Annotated in this window: 24 protein-coding genes, 2 tRNA genes and 1 pseudogene; 16 read left to right on the top strand and 11 right to left on the bottom strand. The window is 51.8% G+C overall.

Annotation, left to right across the window (positions count from 1 at the left end; genetic code table 11):
* Nucleotides 1-90 precede the first annotated feature (90 nt).
* Nucleotides 91-708: a LysE family translocator gene (locus ACP158_RS04400; RefSeq protein WP_424947760.1), complete on the top strand. Its 618-nt coding sequence runs from the start codon at nt 91-93 to the stop codon at nt 706-708.
* Between the two features lie 100 nt (nt 709-808).
* Here the strand turns inward: ACP158_RS04400 and ACP158_RS04395 are convergent, their stop codons facing one another.
* Nucleotides 809-2,254 (bottom strand): amidase family protein, encoded by a 1,446-nt coding sequence (locus ACP158_RS04395; RefSeq protein ID WP_424947759.1) that lies wholly within the window; start codon nt 2,252-2,254, stop codon nt 809-811.
* Nucleotides 2,255-2,360: 106 nt separating this feature from the next.
* Here ACP158_RS04395 and ACP158_RS04390 point away from each other — a divergent pair, with 106 nt between their 5' ends.
* From ACP158_RS04390 to ACP158_RS04380, 3 genes are all read left to right on the top strand, one after another.
* The gene (locus ACP158_RS04390) at nt 2,361-2,504 is read left to right on the top strand and encodes a hypothetical protein (RefSeq protein ID WP_424947758.1); all 144 of its coding nucleotides are present in this window, start codon (nt 2,361-2,363) and stop codon (nt 2,502-2,504) included.
* An 81-nt stretch (nt 2,505-2,585) separates the two neighbouring features.
* Nucleotides 2,586-2,708, top strand: coding sequence for a hypothetical protein (locus tag ACP158_RS04385; RefSeq protein WP_424947757.1), 123 nt, complete (start codon nt 2,586-2,588; stop codon nt 2,706-2,708).
* Nucleotides 2,648-2,863, top strand: a complete 216-nt coding sequence (locus tag ACP158_RS04380; protein WP_424947756.1) for a hypothetical protein — start codon at nt 2,648-2,650, stop codon at nt 2,861-2,863. Before ACP158_RS04385 ends, ACP158_RS04380 begins: the two co-directional genes overlap by 61 nt.
* A 13-nt stretch (nt 2,864-2,876) precedes the next feature.
* Here ACP158_RS04380 and ACP158_RS04375 read toward each other — a convergent pair whose 3' ends face one another.
* Complete coding sequence (locus tag ACP158_RS04375) at nt 2,877-3,128, bottom strand: hypothetical protein (protein ID WP_424947755.1); 252 nt, start codon at nt 3,126-3,128, stop codon at nt 2,877-2,879.
* Between the two features lie 179 nt (nt 3,129-3,307).
* Here ACP158_RS04375 and tpiA point away from each other — a divergent pair, with 179 nt between their 5' ends.
* The 4 genes from tpiA to rmuC all read left to right on the top strand — a co-directional run bounded on the left by tpiA (nt 3,308) and on the right by rmuC (nt 5,085).
* A complete protein-coding gene (gene tpiA / locus ACP158_RS04370; RefSeq protein WP_424947754.1) occupies nt 3,308-4,060 on the top strand; it encodes a triose-phosphate isomerase in 753 nt (250 codons plus the stop codon).
* Nucleotides 4,061-4,114: 54 nt separating this feature from the next.
* Entirely contained in the window at nt 4,115-4,498 is a 384-nt protein-coding gene (gene secG, locus ACP158_RS04365) for a preprotein translocase subunit SecG (RefSeq protein ID WP_424947753.1), read from the top strand.
* Nucleotides 4,499-4,504: 6 nt separating this feature from the next.
* A tRNA-Leu gene (locus tag ACP158_RS04360) sits at nt 4,505-4,589 on the top strand.
* A 109-nt stretch (nt 4,590-4,698) separates the two neighbouring features.
* Nucleotides 4,699-5,085, top strand: a complete 387-nt coding sequence (rmuC, locus tag ACP158_RS04355) for a DNA recombination protein RmuC (protein WP_424947752.1) — start codon at nt 4,699-4,701, stop codon at nt 5,083-5,085.
* 180 nt (nt 5,086-5,265) lie between these two features.
* On the opposite strand, the gene ACP158_RS04350 is transcribed toward rmuC, so the two are convergent.
* Nucleotides 5,266-6,462 (bottom strand): MFS transporter, encoded by a 1,197-nt coding sequence (locus ACP158_RS04350; RefSeq protein WP_424947751.1) that lies wholly within the window; start codon nt 6,460-6,462, stop codon nt 5,266-5,268.
* A 370-nt stretch (nt 6,463-6,832) separates the two neighbouring features.
* On the opposite strand from ACP158_RS04350, the gene ACP158_RS04345 reads away from it, so the two are divergent.
* Entirely contained in the window at nt 6,833-7,411 is a 579-nt protein-coding gene (locus ACP158_RS04345; protein ID WP_424947750.1) for a queuosine precursor transporter, read from the top strand.
* Between the two features lie 151 nt (nt 7,412-7,562).
* On the opposite strand, the gene ACP158_RS04340 is transcribed toward ACP158_RS04345, so the two are convergent.
* Together ACP158_RS04340 and ACP158_RS04335 are read right to left on the bottom strand one after the other, a co-directional pair.
* Nucleotides 7,563-7,871, bottom strand: a complete 309-nt coding sequence (locus ACP158_RS04340) for a hypothetical protein (RefSeq protein WP_424947749.1) — start codon at nt 7,869-7,871, stop codon at nt 7,563-7,565.
* A gap of 216 nt (nt 7,872-8,087) precedes the next feature.
* Nucleotides 8,088-8,474: a coiled-coil domain-containing protein gene (locus ACP158_RS04335; RefSeq protein WP_424947748.1), complete on the bottom strand. Its 387-nt coding sequence runs from the start codon at nt 8,472-8,474 to the stop codon at nt 8,088-8,090.
* Nucleotides 8,475-8,781: 307 nt separating this feature from the next.
* Between ACP158_RS04335 and ACP158_RS04330 the strand changes: the two genes are divergently transcribed.
* Complete coding sequence (locus ACP158_RS04330; protein ID WP_424947747.1) at nt 8,782-9,135, top strand: hypothetical protein; 354 nt, start codon at nt 8,782-8,784, stop codon at nt 9,133-9,135.
* A 69-nt stretch (nt 9,136-9,204) separates the two neighbouring features.
* Here the strand turns inward: ACP158_RS04330 and ACP158_RS04325 are convergent, their stop codons facing one another.
* Complete coding sequence (locus tag ACP158_RS04325; protein ID WP_424947746.1) at nt 9,205-10,977, bottom strand: YadA C-terminal domain-containing protein; 1,773 nt, start codon at nt 10,975-10,977, stop codon at nt 9,205-9,207.
* Between the two features lie 265 nt (nt 10,978-11,242).
* Between ACP158_RS04325 and ACP158_RS04320 the strand changes: the two genes are divergently transcribed.
* Both ACP158_RS04320 and ACP158_RS04315 read left to right on the top strand, forming a co-directional pair.
* Nucleotides 11,243-11,653, top strand: coding sequence for a helix-turn-helix domain-containing protein (locus tag ACP158_RS04320; RefSeq protein WP_424947745.1), 411 nt, complete (start codon nt 11,243-11,245; stop codon nt 11,651-11,653).
* Between the two features lie 532 nt (nt 11,654-12,185).
* The gene (locus ACP158_RS04315) at nt 12,186-12,347 is read left to right on the top strand and encodes a hypothetical protein (protein ID WP_424947744.1); all 162 of its coding nucleotides are present in this window, start codon (nt 12,186-12,188) and stop codon (nt 12,345-12,347) included.
* Nucleotides 12,348-12,471: 124 nt separating this feature from the next.
* Here the strand turns inward: ACP158_RS04315 and ACP158_RS04310 are convergent.
* Nucleotides 12,472-12,559, bottom strand: a tRNA-Ser gene (locus ACP158_RS04310).
* 83 nt (nt 12,560-12,642) lie between these two features.
* On the opposite strand from ACP158_RS04310, the gene pgeF reads away from it, so the two are divergent.
* Nucleotides 12,643-13,425 (top strand): peptidoglycan editing factor PgeF, encoded by a 783-nt coding sequence (gene pgeF / locus ACP158_RS04305; protein ID WP_424947743.1) that lies wholly within the window; start codon nt 12,643-12,645, stop codon nt 13,423-13,425.
* A 142-nt stretch (nt 13,426-13,567) separates the two neighbouring features.
* On the opposite strand, the gene ACP158_RS04300 is transcribed toward pgeF, so the two are convergent.
* Nucleotides 13,568-13,819 carry a hypothetical protein gene (locus ACP158_RS04300; protein ID WP_424947742.1) on the bottom strand — a complete coding sequence of 84 codons (252 nt, stop codon included), beginning with the start codon at nt 13,817-13,819 and terminating at the stop codon, nt 13,568-13,570.
* Nucleotides 13,820-13,960: 141 nt separating this feature from the next.
* On the opposite strand from ACP158_RS04300, the gene ACP158_RS04295 reads away from it, so the two are divergent.
* The 3 genes and pseudogenes from ACP158_RS04295 (at nt 13,961) to ACP158_RS04285 (ending at nt 17,451) form a co-directional block, all read left to right on the top strand.
* Nucleotides 13,961-15,565 (top strand): peptide chain release factor 3, encoded by a 1,605-nt coding sequence (locus ACP158_RS04295; RefSeq protein WP_424947741.1) that lies wholly within the window; start codon nt 13,961-13,963, stop codon nt 15,563-15,565.
* Nucleotides 15,566-15,639: 74 nt separating this feature from the next.
* Nucleotides 15,640-15,736 (top strand): annotated as a pseudogene (locus ACP158_RS04290) (IS1595 family transposase); the annotation flags it as partial.
* Nucleotides 15,737-16,431: 695 nt separating this feature from the next.
* The gene (locus ACP158_RS04285) at nt 16,432-17,451 is read left to right on the top strand and encodes an asparaginase (protein WP_424947740.1); all 1,020 of its coding nucleotides are present in this window, start codon (nt 16,432-16,434) and stop codon (nt 17,449-17,451) included.
* Between the two features lie 108 nt (nt 17,452-17,559).
* Here the strand turns inward: ACP158_RS04285 and ACP158_RS04280 are convergent, their stop codons facing one another.
* The 3 genes from ACP158_RS04280 to ACP158_RS04270 are packed head-to-tail and all read right to left on the bottom strand — an operon-like array spanning nt 17,560 to nt 19,517.
* Nucleotides 17,560-17,952, bottom strand: coding sequence for a cupin domain-containing protein (locus ACP158_RS04280; RefSeq protein ID WP_424947739.1), 393 nt, complete (start codon nt 17,950-17,952; stop codon nt 17,560-17,562).
* Nucleotides 17,953-18,000: 48 nt separating this feature from the next.
* A complete protein-coding gene (locus tag ACP158_RS04275; RefSeq protein WP_424947738.1) occupies nt 18,001-18,597 on the bottom strand; it encodes an HAD-IA family hydrolase in 597 nt (198 codons plus the stop codon).
* Complete coding sequence (locus ACP158_RS04270; RefSeq protein WP_424947737.1) at nt 18,594-19,517, bottom strand: DMT family transporter; 924 nt, start codon at nt 19,515-19,517, stop codon at nt 18,594-18,596. The genes ACP158_RS04275 and ACP158_RS04270 overlap by 4 nt, the downstream gene beginning before the upstream one ends.
* Nucleotides 19,518-19,537: the final 20 nt, after the last annotated feature.

The raw sequence follows: 19,537 nt of genomic DNA, 5'->3' as shown, positions 1-19,537 counted from the left end.
AATTAGTTGTGACCATTTCACTATACCTTAAAGTATCTTGAACCTAAAATTATTTGCCGATTAGAAGCACGAGTGTTTATTTTGTAAACCATGAACAATGAAATTATTACCGCCTTAATCGCTTTCGCTTTCGTCTCATCAATTACCCCGGGACCGAACAATTTAATGTTGCTGGCTTCTGGAACGAATTTCGGCTTTAAACGCACGCTCCCGCATCTCCTTGGCGTAACCATAGGATTTACCGTGATGGTCATGCTGGTGGGCGTCGGGCTGCTACAACTATTCGACGCTTTTCCGCTCAGTTATTTGATACTCAAAGTTTTAAGCGTCGCGTATCTTTTTTATCTGGCTTGGAAGATCGCAACCTCAGCGCCATTCGAACATGACGATACGCGCTCGGAAAGCAAGGCCAAGCCCTTTACATTTTTGCAAGCGGCGTTGTTTCAATGGGTCAACCCCAAGGCCTGGGCCGTGGCGTTAACGGCGATCAGCGCTTATACGCCATCGTTCCACTCAATGATTAATGTGGCGATGGTGGCCGTGATTTTTGGCGCGGTCACGCTGCCGTCAACCAGCGCGTGGGTGTTGATCGGCGCGCAACTACGGCGATTTTTAACTGATCCATTCAGGCTACAAGTATTCAATGTATGCGCCGCCCTGTTATTAATTGCCTCCCTCTATCCGATATTGTTCAGCGCAAAAATCTGAGCAATCTCTGATTATTCCAGGCATTTCGAACGCCGCTGTACGACCTCGCCTGTTCACATGCAGTGCGCGCGGAGGCCTGTAAGCGACGCCGAAATCGGTGTCAATACCGTAATGCGCTGACCGGATTTGACGGCAAACAGCCGCGGCTAACTCGTCTGTCATTCAATATTTTTTCCACTGTCGCGGCGACTCGATACAAATAATCATCCTGATTATGACTCAGCGACACCATCAAGCCGACCGGCGCATCGCCCGGCCGGTGGCACGGCAGGCTGATGGAGCAGCCGTTAAAATAATTAGCGGCAGCCGTATTTCTCAGGCAACGCAGATTTATTTTCGCGCTGCCGTTCATTTTGGGCGGCGCCATGGCCTCGGCCATGGTCGGCGGCACACAGGCGACCGTTGGGTAGATCAATCCGTCCCCCTGCTGCTGTTGCATAACGCGATTGAAGTCGCGCTGCAACCCGGCTTTTTCCCGGTAGCGGGATTGTTGTTCGCGCTCAGTAACTTGCCGGGAATTTTCCAGCCGCTGACGCACGAAAGGATCGTATTCGTCTCCGTAGTGTTGAATTAGGGACTGATGATGTTGCCAGGCTTCGTAACCGACAATGGAGCGTTTGAAAAACATATCGATGCATCGATCAATCACCGGCATCGGCCGGTGTTTTATTGCTGCTCCAGCCTGTTCAAGCCAGCCTAACGCGCGCTCAAAACTCGCCTTGACTCGATCATCCAAATCCTCCAGCACCACCGACTCCGGCACCAGCAAACTCAAGTTGCTGCGCTCAAGTCGCTGCGCTTCGGGCAGCGCGCCGGCGCCGGAATACGCGCCGGTGATGACTTGATCCAAAATGAAACAACTATCCAGGTCTGCCGCCAACGGCCCAGGCGCATCCGAGGTCGGCGACAAGGGATACACGCCGGCGAGTGAATAGCGTCCATAACTCGGTTTAACGCCGACGATGCCGTTAAACGCGGCCGGGATGCGGCACGACCCGGCGGTGTCCGAGCCCATGCTCGCGGCAACGATACCTTCGGCCACACTGACCGCGCTGCCCGAAGATGACCCGCCGGATAATCTGCCGGTTGCCCGATCCCAGATACTTTGCGGGTTGCCATAGTGGGGATTTAATCCCATGCCGCTAAATGCAAACTCGCTCATGTTTGTGCGACCGAGAAAAAGCAAGCCGGCATTACGAAGCGGCGCAATGACAGCGCAATCCTGAGCGGCTGGCTTGGCAATATTCTTCAACACTCTGGAGCCCGCGAGCGTGATTTCCCCGCGCACATCGAATAAATCCTTTAGCGTGATCGGCAGCCCGGACAACGGCGATAACGGCTTGCCGGATTGGATTGCCTGGTCGATGAGTTTGTCAATGGCTTGCGCCTGACCGACGATATCGTGATTAAGCGAAATAAAAACACTCTCGCTTTGGCTGGCTTTTCCCAGCCGCCGGGTTACCAGGCTTGCAACGCTGATTTCTTTTTTTTGAACCTGCTCCGCCAGTTGGCGAAGGCCGAAATGTGACTGACTGGTTTTGGACATTGTCTTGATTCGTTATCCATTGAATAATAAACTCATTCGCGCTCATTGGCACAAGAAAACTGCATTCATCCCGCCTTAACAGCAACATCGTCCAGTAGCATGATGTATGATTGATTTAGGTTCAAGATACTTTAAGCGGTCGATTTCGGATAGATTTCAGCAGATATTGATACCCATTTTCGTGGCGCATATTGAAGCGAAACTCACACTCTTTCAAAGGAGTCCGGCTACGCCGGACGACATATTTTAACTGGATTCCCGCCTGCGGCGAGAATGACGGGCTGGGGGGACAATGGCGGATCGGAAGGCAATGAGTCCTTTTGAGAGGACAATGGTAAATAATTGTCACGCAAAGCGTGACACTAAAACGTGCTCTATTACCTTAATTCGTCATTGCCCGGCCCATATTATTATTATTGGCCGGGCAATCCAGTTATTAAACCGTCCGGCGTAGCCGGACTCATTTGCGGCGAAGCCGCCGGTTTGTGTCTGGCAAAGCCGGACTCCAAAAAGAGTCACGCTACGCGTGACAGATATTTAACTGGATTCCCGCCTGCGGCGAGAATGACGGCAGGGAGGGCGGTTTTTCCCGCCTGCCGGCGAGAATGACAAATAAGGGTCGTCATCGCCCGGCCCATATTATTATTGGCCGGGCAATCCAGTGGAATATGCCGTCCGGCGTAGCCGGACTCCTTCGCTCGCATTGCCCGGCGATGTGTTGTCTGATTTGAGTATACAATCGGCTGGTCGCCGGGCCAGAGACGCTGGTGATTCGAGCGACTTCGCAAGCCTTGATATCAAGGCAAAACAGCCGTGGAATCGCCCTGAATTTATTCTCCGAAATTCGGCAACAAATGACATGCTTGTTTTTCATTTATAGAACAATTAGCTATGACCATTTCACTATACCTTAAAGTATCTTGAACCTTGATTTATAACCTTTTGAACGGTAATATCCCGCCCCCGATTTCGTGTCAGCATGATGATTGATGGCTATCGTTCAGAAGCTCTATATTTAAAATCGTATTTCATCTAATTGCTTGGAGAACCTGATTGCGCACACCCTTAATTGCCGGTAACTGGAAAATGAATGGCGACCAGGCTATGGCGCAGGCGTTATGCCGTGAAATTACCGCTGGCGCGCAAACATTAAGCGGCGTGGAGGTGTTGTTATGTCCACCCTTTACCTTGCTGCCTGTGGTTGAATCCGCAATTGCAGGCAGCGCGTGCCAATTGGGCGCGCAGGATATGGATATTAATGAAAACGGCGCATTTACCGGGCAGATTTCCGCGGCGATGTTGAAAGATTGTGGCTGTCAATATGTCATACTCGGACATTCGGAACGGCGTTCAATTTATGGCGAATCAGATTTGTTGGTTGCACAAAAAGTCGCGGCGGCCGTGGCTGGCGGATTGACCGCCATACTTTGCGTGGGCGAATCCCAGGCAGAGCGCGCATCGGCAATTACCGAACAGGTCATTGAACGTCAAGTCCAGGCGGTTATCGACATCGTTGGAATTTCATCTTTCAATCACATCGTCATTGCCTACGAACCGGTATGGGCAATTGGCAGCGGACTGACTGCGACGCCGCAGCAAGCCCAGCAGGTGCACGACTTCATCCGCCGCCGACTTGCGCGCGATGACGCGGCGGTCGCCGCTGCCTGCCGAATTTTATACGGCGGCAGCATGAAACCCGATAACGCCGGCGACTTACTTGCGCAAGCCGACATTGACGGCGGACTGATTGGCGGCGCGGCGCTAAAAGCGCAGGATTTTCTCAAAATTTGTCATGCCAATTGCTAGGCCAATTGCTAGGCCAATTGCCAGGCCACCTGACCAACACAACAAGGTTAAACTATGCTATCCAATTTATTATTAGTCGTTCATTTAGTCTTAGCGGTGACCATTGTCATTCTGGTCTTGCTGCAACAAGGCAAAGGCGCGGACATGGGCGCCGCCTTTGGCGGCGGGTCGTCGCAATCACTATTCGGGGCAAGAGGCTCCGCGAATTTTCTAAGCCGGACGACCTCCATAACGGTCACGCTGTTTTTTGCCACCAGCCTGGTTTTGGCCTACCTGTACACCAGAACCGGCGAACAAAGCAGCGTCATCGCAGGATCGGTACTGGAGCAATCGGAAGACCCGGCCGCTCAATCTATGTCAGCCGAATTGGATGACGTGCCGGCCGATGACGCGCAAGGCGCCCAAGAACCCGACGTGCCCGCAGCGCCGGAAAATTAAGCGACAGCCGAAGTGGTGGAACTGGTAGACACGCAGTCTTGAGGGGGCTGTGCTTCACGGCGTGCGGGTTCGAGTCCCGCCTTCGGCACCAAATCTTTTTCCTTAGCCGGCAAGTGCTAAAATCAGGATCATGGAAAATCTGCTGATCATCTTTGTGGTCGCGCTGGCGGCTGCGGTTTTTTTTCTCTGGCGCAAAAACTTTGCCGCGCATAACGACCGGCGCAATGAATGGCGCGACAAATTCGAGCAGGCGCAAACCGCCGAAGCGGTCGCGGCGACGCGCGCCGACCACGTTGATGGCCACGCTGCGCACGGTGGAGCGCATCTGGCAGTTGGAGCGGCAAAACCGCAACGCCGAGGAAATCGCCCAGCGCGGCGGTTTGCTGTATGACAAATTTCACGGTTTTATGAAGGATATGGAGAATATCAAGACCGCCTTGGGCAAAGCCACGGGCGCTTATGAGGCCGCCTCCGCCAAACTGAAAACCGGTTCGGGCAATCTCATCGGGCAGGCGCAAAAATTGCATGACCTCGGGGCCAATGCCAAAAAACCAAAACTGACCGATTCGTCATCAAGCGAGCAATAACCTCCATCGTGGGCAACTATGACACCGCCGGCGACGCCAAACACTGTCCGGGTTCACCACATATAAGACAAAATCAGGTAGCCGGAAGTGAGGCTTCAGCCTCGCCAAGCCATTGCAGATTGCGGGACTGCGGTCATACTGATTGGATACGCAGGCTTTATTTTTATCCTCTTATTCGTCTCATTTGTGTCTCTTGCGCGATAATCGAAAAATATCCGGCGCCGCATGCAGCAGCTCGGCGAATCGCCGGCGTTTGTCCGCAGGCACTGATGCGGTGCGCGCCATGCGGAATAAAACCACGCAAATGAGCAGCCCGTGGGCAAAACTGGTGTAGATGAAGAAGGCGCCGACGCCAAACTGGGTAATCACCACGGAGGCCATATAGGGGCCGACAATGGCGCCCAGCGCGAAGAAAAAAGTCAGGCCCGCCGAGATGACCACAAATTGTCCCGGCTGCGCTCGGTCGTTGGCATGCGCGGTGGATAATGAATACAGCGGAAAGGCAAAAGCGCCGAACATAAAAGAGCCGGCATAGACCAATGGGTTTGAATTGCCTGCAAAAAACGACATGAACAGGCCTGCAAGGACGGCGCCAAGCGTTGCCATCAATACCGTTTTACGCCGACCCAGTTTGTCCGAGAGATAGCCCAGCGGATACTGCATCACCGCGCCGCCGATGATGCCGGCGGTCATAAACAATACCACGCCGCGAGTGTCAAAGCCAATTTCGGTGGCATAAATCGGCCCGATCATGCGAAACGCCGAATTGGTAAGGCCGATGGTCAGGGTGCCCAAACAGGCCAGCGGCGAAATTTGCCAAACGGTCTTGAAATCAAACTTAAAGCCGTCAGGCGGTTTTGGCCTCGAGCGATTCGACAACGATACCGGCACCAGAGAAAGACAAAACATGATAGCGACGATGGCGAATAACTCAAAACCGGCAAAGCCGACCAGCGGCAACAGGAACTGGGCGCCGGTTACCGCCGTCAGGTCAACGATGCGGTAGATGCTCATCACCTGGCCGCGATAAGTATTGGACACCGATTCATTGATCCAGCTTTCAATGACCATTAATAATCCAGAGAAACAAAACCCGGTTATGCCGCGAATAACGACCCAGTAATAAGGGTTCGGAATCAACACCAGCGCCAGCGAGGAGACCGCGCCAATCGCCGCCAAAGCCGCGAACACCCGGATATGCCCAAATGCCTGTATCAGCCTGAGCGCAAGAAAGCTGGCCGACAAAAAGCCGCAGAAGTAGGCGGCGCCCATCAAGCCGATGAGTTGGGTGTCAAATCCTTCGGCATTGGCGCGCAATGCCACCAGCGTGCTTTGCAGTCCGTTGCCGGCCAATAAAATAGCCGCGGCGAATAACAACGGTATTAACGACGAAATCAAAATAGTTGAATCAAGTTGCGCGTTCAGGTGAAGTCAAGGGCTATCGGATTTCCACCGCCACGGCGAAGACGCGGATAGAAGACCCAGATAGAAGACCCGGATAGCGGAATCAATAACAAGCCGTATCGGGCGCCCCGATAGTAATGGATGTCGGTCAATTTTGCTCGCCGGCGTTCTACATTGCGCGCACATTTCAAATCGATGACCTGCGCGCGCGTTATAATCCCCGGAAAATATCCCCGGGAAATATCCCTGGAAAATATTGAGCATCTGTTGCGCAAAAACCCGCGCCGCAAAACTTCATGACGCAAAACTTGATCGCCAGCCAAGTCCCACGATACCGACACTAATGTTAAACACCATCGACAACAAAGTGGTTGTTAAGATCGCGCTTTTTCATATCACCGTCATCGCGCTGGCGAATTACGCCGTGCAGTTTACCGCTACGTTTATGGGTTACCACTTTACCTGGGCGATGTTCGTGTTTCCGCTGATCATTCTGGCTACGGACTTGACCGTGCGCTTATCGAGCCAAGCCAACGCCCGCGTGATTGTAGGCATTGCCTATGTTCCGGCAATTTTAATCAGCGCCTGGCTGGCCGATTGGCGCATCGGCATCGCCAGCGGCACGGCCTACCTGGTCGGGCAATTGCTGGACATCACGGTGTTTCAACGCGTGCGCGAGCGCGCCAAGTCATGGTGGCCGGCGCCGCTGCTGTCCACATTTTTCGCTAACATCATCGATACCTATACCTTTTTTGCGGTGGCCTTTTATCAATCCGCCGATGAGTTTATGGCGGCAAACTGGATCGAGGTGGCGAGCGTGGATTTGGGCTTCAAAATCGTGGTGTCGGTGGTGTTGTTCCTGCCCGCCTATGCGGCGCTGTTGAATTTTCTGGGTCGAAAAACAATCCTGCATACGCGTTAGTCCAGGCCGCAAAATCAGCGGGATGCGCCGCGGGTGTCTCACTGGATTATCGGGTCAAGCCCGATAATGACGGGATAAGGGTGCGTTATTCCCGCGCTTGCGCAGGAATAACGGTTTTATTTGAAATCGCGCGGATGTTCGCGGCGCGCACTTATGCAAAAAATGTTTTCAGGAAGATGGAAAGCGTCGTGGCGATGGTGACACCCAGCATCCATTTGATTAACGAAAACTGACCTTCAAACTTAAGTTCCATCTCTTTCATGTCGCGCTGCAGGGAGGTGCTAAGCTCTTTCATCTCGCGGCGGATGAGTTTCATGTCGCGGCGGATGAGTTCGATATCCTCCTTGGTGGCGAGGTTTTCGTTCACGACGGCGACCAAAGCTTCGGCTTGTGCCTTAGCTTGCCGCTCGGTGAATCCCGCCTCTTTGAGTTTGCTGGCGTATGCTAATGTGTCAAACATGCTTAAAAGACCTCCTCCTTCGCAGGAAGTATAGCACAAGTTAGAGCATTTGCACGCAGTGTCCGGGTTCACCACATATGAGACAAAATCAGGTGGCCGGAAGTGAGGCTTCAGCCTCGCCAAGCCCGATAATGACGGGATAAGGGTGCGTTATTCCCGCGCTTGCGCAGGAATAACGGTTTTATTTGAAATCGCGCGGATGTTCGCGGCGCGCGCTTATGCAAAAAATGTTTTCAGGAAGATGGAAAGCGTCGTGGCGATGGTGACACCCAGCATCCATTTTATTAACGAAAACTGACCTTCAAACTTAAGTTCCATCTCTTTCATCTCGCGCTGCAGGGAGGTGCTAAGCTCTTTCATCTCGCGCCGCAGGGAGGTGCTAAGCTCTTTCATCTCGCGCCGCAGGGAGGTGCTAAGCTCTTTCATCTCGCGTTGCAGGGAGCCGTCAAGCTCTTTCATCTCGCGGCGGATGAGTTCGATATCCTCCTTGGTGGCGAGGTTTTCGTTCACGACGGCGACCAAAGCTTCGACTTGCGCCTTGGCTTGCCGCTCGGTGAATCCCGCCTCTTTGAGTTTGCTGGCGTATGCTAATGTGTCAAACATGCTTAAAAGACCTCCTCCTTCGCAGGAAGTATAGCACAAGTTAGAGCATTTGCACGCAGTGTGTATAAGTCCACCACCTTTGGCACTCGGGTTGATCGCGGTCACCTTCAACGGCCCTCGGAAGTGAGGCTTCAGCCTCGCCAAGCCCGATAATGACGGAATAATATAAGGGCCGTCATTCCAACGAAAGAACGTCACCCCTGTGAAAACAGGGGTTGGAATCCAGTTAAATATGCGTTCCCCGCTTCCGCGAGGACAGGCTCCGCACAGCGGGACACGACCGCCAGGGAGGGTGGAAGTGCAAATAATGTCGGGAACAATTATTTGCCGACCGCCAGGGAGGGTGGAAGTGCAAATAATGTCGGGAACAATTATTTGCCGACCGCCAGGGAGGGTGGAAGTGCAGATTTTGCCGGGAGCAAAAATCTGCCAACACCGCAAGCCGACAACGCAAAAAAACTGGCGCTCAACCCACCGCAAAGTTTCTGCGGTGGGTCAAGCGCCAGCGCGAGTTGCAACCGGCGGGCGTCAAGTCCGACTAAGTCATGCCGTCAAACCTTGGCACGCCGTAGCACAAGAGGACAGCAACCCGAACAAGGACGGGGATTCGCGCAGCACGCATGAGGGCGGTTTTCCGTCATTATCGGGCTGGTCCCGATAATCCAGCGAAACCCCGGCGTAGCCGCCGACATTATGCGCGCGGCGCGAATATTTCATTCCCCGCTAACCCCTAAAAGCCTTTGCCGAAACCGATGCCGAAACTGGTTTCGCCGCCAGAGGAGGCGGCACCGACCTTGATGAAGGCATTTTGCTGGACATCGAAATGCGCGCCGACGGCAACCGCGGTTTCGCTATCGAAAGAGCCAACGGCAATGCCCCAGCCGCCGCCTTTGATGGTCGGCAGATGCGCCAATGCGACCGACATGGCGATGCCGGAGCGGTTGGTGTCGATGTCGTCGGCGTTGCGAGCGATGCCGGCGGTGTTGGCGGCAACACTATTGGTGTTGGCTGTAATGGCCAGGTCGTGGGCTGCGATGTCAACGTCGTTGGCTTCGATCAGGCCGGTGTTGGTGTCGATGTCGTCGGCGTTGTCGCCGATGCCAGCTAAATTAACACCGCCAACCTCAACGCGCGTTGCAGTATTCGAACCGATGACGATCTCGTTTACGCCTGCGGTAACGTCCGCGCCAATGGCGATGCCATTGTCACCCGTAACGGATGCGTCCTTACCAATGGCAACAGCATTTTCCACTGCCCCCTTCAATTCAGCCACCTCCGCTACCCGGTCTGTCGGGGCAGTAACTTCCTCGGTCACTACATTATTCACATTACCCGTTCCTCCGAACGAAAACGGGGTAGTCGTAGTAGCGTCATCATCTGGCGTGGTGTCAATATCAAGCGTGCCATAGTATTCGGTTCTGGCGGAAGCAGTATCTGTTGCTGCCACTTCCCGCTTCACCAGCCTGCCTTCGACGCCTTCATAGACGACATCGTCGTTCTCGTCGTTGCCCGCATCATCATCGACATTCACCACACTATCAACCGCTCCTGTAACCACCACCACATCGTAGGTGCCATCGGTGGCTACCATTTCAGCCGCCGCCGCAGTAGCAACACGAGACGCACTTGCACCCGCGCCGATGACCACACTGCCGCTACCGCTGGCTTCCGTGTTCGTGCCGATGGTCACGGCATTTTCCACGGGCTCCCGCTGCTCAGTCACTGCGGTTATCGGGGATATATCCGGAAGGACGTTATCATTCCCTGCTACCGTAACTGCACTACCACCTGAGTTGAGACCCGTTCTATCCCCAGTGTTGTACACGCCGGTAACACCCAACACAACATCGCCATTCTCTCGCAATACATGGTAAGTGCCATCCTGCTCGGTACGCTCCGCGCGGGTAACACGATAGGCTTTGGCTGCTGTGCCGATGGCGACAGTATTCTCGCCCCTCACTTCGGCACCCGTGCCCAAGGCGATGGCGTTAGCACCCTTCTTGGTCGTGGAGATTATCTCTGGTGTCTTAGTCTCCGTCAGTGTTACCGGATTGGTCGCCGTTGCCACAGGCACTGTAATCAAGTTGCCGCGTACTCCTGCATTGCTCTCATAATAAGTTATTGAGCTATCCTCGTTCCTCACGAAAATAACGGGGGTGTTTGTATAACCCTCGGCAGTCAGAGTGCCTTGTAATCCACCTGCTGTTGTCACCTCAGTTTCGTCATATTCCTCCACCTTCGCATTATCGCCGATGGCGACACTGCCATCGGTGTTGGCTTCCGCGTTACAGCCAGCAGCAAACGAAGAAGCGTCGGTGCCAGTCTGTATTCCACCGGTTCCTGTCGCCGTCGGCACTGTCGTGCAGTCAGGACTGGTAACGGTATCGGTATCGGTCTGCCCGTAAGCCGGCAACGCCAGCCCCGTGAACAGCACGGCGCATCCAAGCCAAACTCCAAGTACTTTACCGAAGCCAGATGATCTGTTTTTGTCTAATGTGTTCATTTTTACGTTTTCCTCTTGTATAAAAAAAGTTTCAAAAATCCGCTCACCTCGAAAACTCCGCCCTTTTTGCGGTTTTCCGAGTTGAACGACTTCACGGTAAGTAGGGCTTGCATATTACTAACTGGCGTTTTTGAGAAAAATTAGAGAAGAAAATCAACCCCATTTCCTGTTGCAAACAGCCCGTTTCGCCATTGGCAAAGGAAATTAGCATACTGAATTTATAAAATCAAGTGTATTTATTAAAAAAAGTTAAGTATAGTTGTCAATGAGTACATTGGCGGAGAGAATTTGCGAATCCCGAGAAAAAGCGGGCTTGTCGCAAGCGGATGTCGCCAAGTCGTTGCGGGTGTCGGCTTCGGCGGTCAACCAATGGGAGAGCGGTTTCAGCAAAAACATCAAGTTAGGGCATTTTTTCGCGCTCGCCAGTTTGCTGCATCAAGACCCGCAATGGCTGGCGACCGGCACGGTTTTTCCGCAATTGCGGCGTATGCAGGAGGAGGCACCGCCGAGCGCACAAGCCGCTGTTTCGCTGGTCGGGGAGGAAAAAGCGCTGCTGCATCATTTTCGGCTACTGCCGGCGAAGTTGCGGAAGCGGTTGTTGACGTTTGTCAGGGGGGTAAGTGATTTATCCGTTTTTGAGTGCGGGGATGTTCGAGTGGACCGGAACGATCGGTGATGCGGGCGGGTTTTGGCGGAGCAGAGATTTTTTGCTTGCTTCGCCGTCATCCTTGTGGTGCGGCTATCGCCGCGCATTTTTCACTGGATTCCGTGTCAAGCACGGAATGACGGGCCTGGGGCGGGACACGACCGCCAGGGATGGTGCGAGCGCAAATAATGCAGGAGCAATTATTCGCCCACTACCACTGTATGTTGTGCGGCTAACGCCGCGCATCTTTCACTGGATTCCGTGTCAAGCACGGAATGACGGGCCTGGGGCGGGACGCGACACGACAGCGTCACGACGTCATCGCTAGCGTGACGGGGGGGTCGGGAATTATAGAGGTGAAAAATAGACGAGATCCGTTTCACCGTAGGGACAGGTCGCGACCTGTCCCTACATTCGCCGGGGTGACGGCGGGGGGCGGGGGCGGAATGGCGGCGGCTGGCGACCGTCGCCGTCATTCCTGTATAGGCTCACTATTTCGCTGACAGTTTTTTCTCGTTTACCATTGTCTTCTCAAAAGGACTCATCGCCTTCCGATTCACTATTGTCTCCCCAACCCGTCATTGCCCGGCTTGTTCCGGGCAATCCAGTTATTAAACCGTTCGGCGTAGCCGAACTCCTTATTTCGGCGGCGAAGTCGCCGGCTTTGTGTCCGACTGCGTCGGACTCTTTATTCAACTGGATTTGCGCCTGCCGGCGAGAATGACGGCGGGGGGCGGGGGCGGAATGGCGGCGGCTGGCGACCGTCGCCGCCGCATAATGTCAGCGGCTTCGCCGCTGGGTTTTTTCACTGGATTATCGGGTCAAGCTCGATAATGACGGGCGGGTAATGGCGGAGAGCGAGGGATTCGAACCCCCGGACCTGTTACAGTCAACGGTTTTCAAGACCGCCGCATTCGACCACTCTGCCAGCTCTCCGCGGCGCGAGTATAACTTATTTTCCGCCGCCCCCCCCCCATTATATATGTGCAGCGGCGCGCGTTTCTTGTTAAATTGCGCCGATGCCGTCACCCCTGACCAAGCCGCTTACCAGTGCGCTCCTGCAGTCGCTGGATTTAATCCATCACGGGTTTTTTACCCGTCTGGGCGGGGTATCGACGGGAGAATTTGAGTCGCTCAATTGTAGTCAATTTTCAGGCGATAATCTGGAATCCATCCAGATAAATCGTAGCCGGGTTAAACAGAGCCTGGATGCTGATTCGCTGTTTAGCCTGAAACAGATACACGGCAATAATGTTGTCGTCATCGATGGCCAAAGCGATAACGAAAAAGTGATCGATGCGGATGCTTTGGTAACTTGCACGGCGGATCTTGCGTTGGGCGTTATGGGCGCAGATTGTGCTGGGGTATTGTTTGCGGATGCGGTAAACCGGGTTATCGGCGCGGCGCATGGCGGATGGCAGGGCGCGTTGTGCGGGGTGACTGACAATGTAGTTGGTGCGATGTGCAGTCTTGGCGCCAGTAAAAATTACATCGTCGCCGCTATCGGTCCGGCGATTCAAAAGCAGTCCTATGAGGTCGGGGATGAATTCGCCGCCAAGTTCTTGGAACAATCGGAAATTGCCTGTGCGGATTGTTTTAGTCTGGGCGAAAACGGACAGGGGATATGCTTTGATTTGCCGTTGTATCTTGAGCATAGACTATTGAATGTAGCGGTTGGTCAGGTTGATCGACTAACCGAGGACACCTATGCCGACGAAAAACGATTTTTTAGCCATCGACGAAGTCGCCACCGTGGGCATCAATTCTACGGACGACAAATTAACGCGATTTGCCTCAAGTGAGCCCATGTCAACGCCGTCGTCGGGTAATGTCAGCGGCTTCGCCGCTGGGTGTTTCACTGGATTATCGGGTCAAGCCCGATAATGACGGGCCGTAGAGCGGGAATCCAGGCACTCCTTCACCGTCATTCCACTCCCGCCCTCGTCATTCCAACGAAAGTTGGAATCCAGTCAACCAGCCGTCCCGCGTAGCGGGACACAATCTCACCGCGGTGTAGTGCGGCTTGCACCGCGCATGTTTGACTGGATTCCGTGTCAAGCACGGAATGACGAACGGAGGGCCGACCTCGCCACCGCGACCGTCACTATCACGCCACATCCCCGTGACCGCAGCCGCGACCATCGCCATCTCGTAACCGTCATTCGCCGTCATTATGCGACGGGACACGACCGCCAAGGGTCGCTCCTGCGCATCCATGCGCCCGCGACATATATGCCATCCATGGCAAAAACGGCGGAAGTGCCAATAATGTCGGGAACAATATATTTACCAAAACCACATTAACCGTATAATCGCGCTCCAAATTATTCCACTCCCATGAGCGCACTCACAGATCAAATCCAGCGGCGGCGCACCTTCGCCATCATTTCCCATCCAGATGCCGGCAAAACCACGCTGACCGAGCGGCTGTTGCAGTATGGCGGTGCGATACAACTAGCGGGGACGGTTAAAGCGCGCAAGAGTGCGCGCTATGCCACATCGGACTGGATGGCGTTGGAAAAACAACGAGGAATATCGGTAACTTCTTCAGTCATGCAATTCCCGTACAAGGATCGAATTGTCAACCTGCTGGACACCCCGGGGCACGCGGATTTTTCCGAGGATACCTATCGCACGTTAACCGCCGTGGATTCCGCGCTGATGGTTATTGATATTGCCAAAGGAGTCGAGCAGCGGACGGTGAAACTGATGGCCGTATGTCGGCTTCGAGATACGCCAATCATCACCTTCGTGAACAAAATGGATCGGGAAGGGCGCGATGCCATCGACATCATGGACCAGGTGGAGCAAATCCTGAAAATCAAGTGCGCACCGATGACCTGGCCGATCGGGATGGGCAAAACATTTGTCGGCGTTTATCGTCTTTATGATGACACTATCCATTTATTCGCCGGGCGCGGCGGCTTGCCCGAGGATCTGTTCATCGTCGGGTTGGACAGCCCGGAACTGGACAAAAAAATCGGTGGCTTGGCTGCCGAATTACGCGATGAAATGGAATTGGTTCAAGGCGCAAGCCATGAATTCGATAAAATTGATTATCTAAAAGGCGGATTAACCCCGGTATTTTTTGGCTCTGCATTGAACCGACAAGGAACCGATGAACTGATGGATAACTTTGTGGATTTTGCGCCCTCGCCGCAACCCAGAGCCGCCGAAATCAAAGCAGTGGAAACCCGGCAAGCCACGACTAGAAAAGTTGCCGCGACCGAGCCAAAATTCAGCGGTTTTGTATTTAAGATCCAGGCGAATATGGACCCAGCCCACCACGACCGCGTGGCGTTTTTGCGGATCACCTCAGGGCAATTTGACAAGGGCATGAAAGTGCGCCACGTGCGCGCTGAAAAAACCATTGTAGTGCAAAACGCCCATACCTTTATGGCCGCAAAAAGAGGCAATGCCGAGCGCGCGTTTGCCGGAGATATTTTAGGGTTGCACAGTCATGGCACGATTCAAATTGGCGATACTTTTACCCAAGGCGAACAGCTCAAATTCACTGGCATTCCCAACTTCGCGCCAGAACTGTTTCGGCGGGTTCGCCTGGCAGACCCATTGCGCGCCAAAGCGCTGCGAAAGGGGTTGGCTCAACTCAGCGAAGAAGGGGCAACCCAGGTATTTCGACCTTTTACCAGCAATGATATAGTGCTGGGCGCGGTGGGTATTCTGCAATTTGATGTGGTCGCCCATCGACTAAAAACCGAATACAGCGTGGAGTGTGCTTTTGAGGCCGTGCCGATCAGTACGGCGAGATGGATATATTTCAAAAATCCGGGCGATGAATCCGAATTTCGAAGCAGAAATGAGCAGAATTTGTCTCTGGATGCCTTGGATACCCTGACTTATCTCGCGCCGAATCGCGCGAATTTACAGTTAGCCATAGAACGCTGGCCGCAGGTGGAGTTTCGCGCCACCCGCGAGTTCTAGCTACTTTCAGTGAATTAATAAGGTTCAAGATACTTTGAGGCATAGTAGAATGGTCGTAACTAATTGTTCTATAAATGAAAAACAAGCATGTCATTCGCTGCCGAATTTCGGAGAATAAATTCAGGGCGATTCCGCGGCTGTTTTGCCTTGATATCGAGGCTTGCGAAGTCACACAAATCACTGGCATCTCTGGCCCGGCGACCAGCCGATTGTATATTCAAATCAGACAACGCATCGCCGGGCAATGCGAGCATATGTGTTCACTGATTCATTGCTCGTTTTGTTCCTTTCCAGTGGTATTTTAGCACCGCCCTCTCGGCCGTCATTCTCGCCGGCAGGCGGGAATCCAGAGTGGCGTAGCCGCCGGGACGCGCTCATACATTAGCAGTAAGCAACAAGCATCATCGCCTTGCCGTCATTCTCGCATCGAACGGCGCGGCATCAAAGCAAAGGAGTCCGGCTGCGCCGGACGGCATATTCCACTGGATTGCCCGGAACAAGCCGGGCAATGACGGGTTGGGGAGACAATGGTGAATTGAGAGGACAAAGGCAAGTTGAGACGCCAAAGCACACGAGAGAAAATGTCCGGCTACGCCAGAGCACGTTTTAGTGTCACGCTTTGCGTGACACTTATTACCATTGGCGTCTCAAAGAGAGTCACACTTTGCGATTCACCATTGTCCCCCCAGCCCGTCATTCTCGCCGCAGGCGGGAATCCAGTTAAAATATGTCGTCCGGCGTAGCCGGACTCCTTTGCAAGAGTGTGAGTTTCGCTTCAATATGCGCCACGAAAATAGGTGTCAATATCTGCTGAAATCTATCCGAAATCACCGCTTAAAGTATCTTGAACCATTAATAATTGTCCAATGAGTAGTCACACCATGAATCCTGTTTTAGCCGAAGTTTACCGAAACAATATTGTCGAATCTTGCCACCGGGGAAGTGCCGTTGTGGTCGATAGTCAGGGCAAGACGGTGCTGGCAGTCGGCGACACCGATAGAAAAATTTACCCGCGCTCGGCGCTCAAATTGTTCCAGGCTATTGCGCTGTTGGAATCCGGCGCAGCCGATCAATTCGATCTGTCTGATAAAGAAATCGCATTGGCCTGTGCTTCGCACAACGCCGAGCAATTTCATATTGATGCGGTGCACAACTGGCTTCATCGACTGGGTCTTGATACAGACGATTTGGAATGTGGCCCCGATTTTCCGATGTCCGATGTGATGAAGCGTAAGCTATTGACCGGTCGGGGGAAGCCTGCCCGAGTGTACCAAAATTGCTCGGGCAAGCATTGCGGCATGCTCACGCTCGCTCGGCATCTTGGCGTGCAGACTAACGGCTACAGCGAGTACCAACATCCCACCCAACAAGCCTGGATGAAAACTTTTTCCGAACTGGTTGGGATCGATGCAACAACACTGGATTGGGAAAGCGATGGTTGTGGATTGCCCGCAATTTGTGCGCCCATGGAGCGGGTCGCCTATGGCTGCGCGCTATTTGCTAATCCTGAAGTGGTGGGCGGCAGGCGCGGGCAGGCGATGTCAAGAATAATGTCTTGCATTCAGGCGCATCCGCAAATGATTGCCGGAACCGGTCGCTGCTGTACTGATGTCATCAAGGCGACAAGCGGTTTTGTGGTGGTTAAAACCGGCGCAGAAGGCGTTTACGCGGGCGTGTTGCCTGAATTGGGATTAGGCTTGACTCTTAAAATCGACGACGGCGCAACCCGCGGCAGCGAAGTCGCTTTAGGCGGGTTGTTAATGAAACTGGGTGCCATCGACTCGCGTATTCGCGCGCAGCTTAGCCGCCATTTTGAGACCGTCATTTACAACACTCAAAAGAAAGCGACCGGGAAAATTATGGCAGCTGAGATCTGGGGGCTTTGAGCCGGGCAATGGGTTGTGCCTATAAGGCAATAGATCGTTTGCCATTAAGACAGAATGTCGCTCTTGGTAGTTGTTTTTCTTGATTACCACTTCTATTACCGATAGTTGTTATCCGCTTAGAACAGGAGTTTCAATTGAGTGATCAGTTGGCTGTGGTGTAATTGTCATTATCTTTACTGCCGTGGGAGATTCAAATCGATGCCACATCCCTTGAGGCACTACAAATATCTCTCCTTGCTTTAGTATACTTTTCCTCTCGCCGTTTTTGCCTAGAACAAATAGTGATGTTTCACCTTCTAGTACCATAACTAATTCATCGCCTTCAGTATGTCTTTCCCATTCACTATTGCCTGCGTAATACGCTAAAAATATTCCCCCATCACGATAGTCTGATAAAACGCAGAAAGCATCGTCTATATCATTAGATTCAGGTGTTCTATTCCCTCTAAATGAGAGAGCCTTAAACGCATTATCTAGCGAAATTGGAACTGCTTTGGGCAACTTAATATCTCTGTTTTATAGCTATTATAGTAGCAATATATTTTCAGCTTAAACTATTTGTTTTGTGGCTAAAATTTTTCTGATCTCCTGAGGCGAAGAGAAGACAATACCCATCATACCTGTGACTATTGCTGCATGTACATTATGTGCATCGTCATCAATAAAAATACACTCACTTGAGTTTAATTCATATTTATTTAAAAAAATATTGTATATTTCTGGTTGAGGCTTACGTACAAAGGCGTCGCTTGAAACGAGTATTCCGTCTAGATTTGAAAGGATGGGGAAACGGATTTTTGCTTCTGTATATTTGTCTGAAGCAAAATTAGCAATAGCAAATACTTTATGTCCTTTGCGTTGAATATCTTCAACTAAATCGGCTGCTCCAGAAACAGGTCCAGGCATCATAGTAAAAAATTCACTATCCCACTTCATTATTATATCTTGCTTATCAGGATGTACTTCGACCAACTGTTGACAATTTTCATTTACGGTCAACTCATAATCACTACGCTTCCTCCAAGAGGTGCTAAATATGTGTGTAAACCAGTAATTCCTCTCGTTATCATCTGGAATCAATGTTTGATACAAAAGAAGAGGATCCCAAATTAGCAAAACCTGCCCAATATCAAACACAATATTCATTTTCGTTTAATTGCCGAATTAAATACCTTCTGATTTGTAAATAATGCCTGCGGCAAAACAATAAAGCCAACTCCTAATAAAGTAAGCCCCCCTCCTACGACATCGATCAGAGATAGTTTCTCTCCCAGAATAATCCAGGCAAAAAACAATCCTGAAAATGGAACCAATAGCGTTAAGGGTGCAACATTTTTCACATCATACTTTTGAATCAGGTGATTCCAGATTCCATACCCTATTATTACTACAAACAGTGCCTGAAAAAAGACTGTCAGCCCCGCTAAAGGTGTTATATCCAGTATAGAAGAGGTTGTATTTTCTCCTAAAGACCAGCTGGCAATAAGCAGCATAGGAACAGAAAATACTGACATCCAAAAATTTATCATGATATATGAAATAAACAATTTTTTCTTCATCCATATAGTGCCTATAGACCAAGCAGCTGCCCCAATAAGAATAAAGATAACACTTTTAATACCGCCATCAAAATGCGGGTTGCCGGTGAATATAATAACTCCTGATATAGCAATCATGACACCAACAATTTGTGGCCAGCGCATCTTTTCATTTAATAAGAGCGTTGCTAATAATAGTGATAGGGGCACACTTATCTGACTAATAATAATAACCGTTGCTGCATCTGCTATAGACAACGCACTAAATATACCCCCAAAATGTACTAATCCTATTAGTACCGAATAAACGAAAACTTCCTTTATGTTCTGTGTAGAGAAGGATATAAAAGGAAGTAACATTGCTGCTGTAAGGGTAAATCTAAGAGCCATGAAAGCAAAAGGTGGAACATATTGTAACCCTAACTTTGCAATAGCATAGTTGCTCCCCCAGATACAAAGCATTATAAACGCAAGAGAGCAATCAAATACAGAGAAAGGAGATTTTGATTCATGCATAGCTGAAGACAAAGTTTTGGTGAGTATATAGC

Origin of the sequence: Candidatus Spongiihabitans sp. (assembly GCF_965247905.1) — a bacterium.
In the GTDB taxonomy this organism is placed as follows: Bacteria; Pseudomonadota; Gammaproteobacteria; order Arenicellales; family Poriferihabitantaceae; genus Spongiihabitans.
The sequence above is the reverse complement of the archived record's forward strand: the minus strand, read 5'-3'. Positions and strand labels throughout refer to the sequence as shown.

Coding starts and splice junctions, on each gene's coding strand:
- ACP158_RS04400 (WP_424947760.1), top strand. CDS start 91: ATGAACAATGAAATTATTACCGCCTTAATCGCTTTCGCTTTCGTCTCA.
- ACP158_RS04395 (WP_424947759.1), bottom strand. CDS start 2,254: ATGTCCAAAACCAGTCAGTCACATTTCGGCCTTCGCCAACTGGCGGAG.
- ACP158_RS04390 (WP_424947758.1), top strand. CDS start 2,361: ATGATTGATTTAGGTTCAAGATACTTTAAGCGGTCGATTTCGGATAGA.
- ACP158_RS04385 (WP_424947757.1), top strand. CDS start 2,586: ATGGTAAATAATTGTCACGCAAAGCGTGACACTAAAACGTGCTCTATT.
- ACP158_RS04375 (WP_424947755.1), bottom strand. CDS start 3,128: ATGAAAAACAAGCATGTCATTTGTTGCCGAATTTCGGAGAATAAATTC.
- secG (WP_424947753.1), top strand. CDS start 4,115: ATGCTATCCAATTTATTATTAGTCGTTCATTTAGTCTTAGCGGTGACC.
- ACP158_RS04345 (WP_424947750.1), top strand. CDS start 6,833: ATGTTAAACACCATCGACAACAAAGTGGTTGTTAAGATCGCGCTTTTT.
- ACP158_RS04340 (WP_424947749.1), bottom strand. CDS start 7,871: ATGTTTGACACATTAGCATACGCCAGCAAACTCAAAGAGGCGGGATTC.
- ACP158_RS04335 (WP_424947748.1), bottom strand. CDS start 8,474: ATGTTTGACACATTAGCATACGCCAGCAAACTCAAAGAGGCGGGATTC.
- ACP158_RS04330 (WP_424947747.1), top strand. CDS start 8,782: ATGTCGGGAACAATTATTTGCCGACCGCCAGGGAGGGTGGAAGTGCAA.
- ACP158_RS04325 (WP_424947746.1), bottom strand. CDS start 10,977: ATGAACACATTAGACAAAAACAGATCATCTGGCTTCGGTAAAGTACTT.
- ACP158_RS04320 (WP_424947745.1), top strand. CDS start 11,243: ATGAGTACATTGGCGGAGAGAATTTGCGAATCCCGAGAAAAAGCGGGC.
- pgeF (WP_424947743.1), top strand. CDS start 12,643: ATGCCGTCACCCCTGACCAAGCCGCTTACCAGTGCGCTCCTGCAGTCG.
- ACP158_RS04295 (WP_424947741.1), top strand. CDS start 13,961: ATGAGCGCACTCACAGATCAAATCCAGCGGCGGCGCACCTTCGCCATC.
- ACP158_RS04285 (WP_424947740.1), top strand. CDS start 16,432: ATGAGTAGTCACACCATGAATCCTGTTTTAGCCGAAGTTTACCGAAAC.
- ACP158_RS04275 (WP_424947738.1), bottom strand. CDS start 18,597: ATGAATATTGTGTTTGATATTGGGCAGGTTTTGCTAATTTGGGATCCT.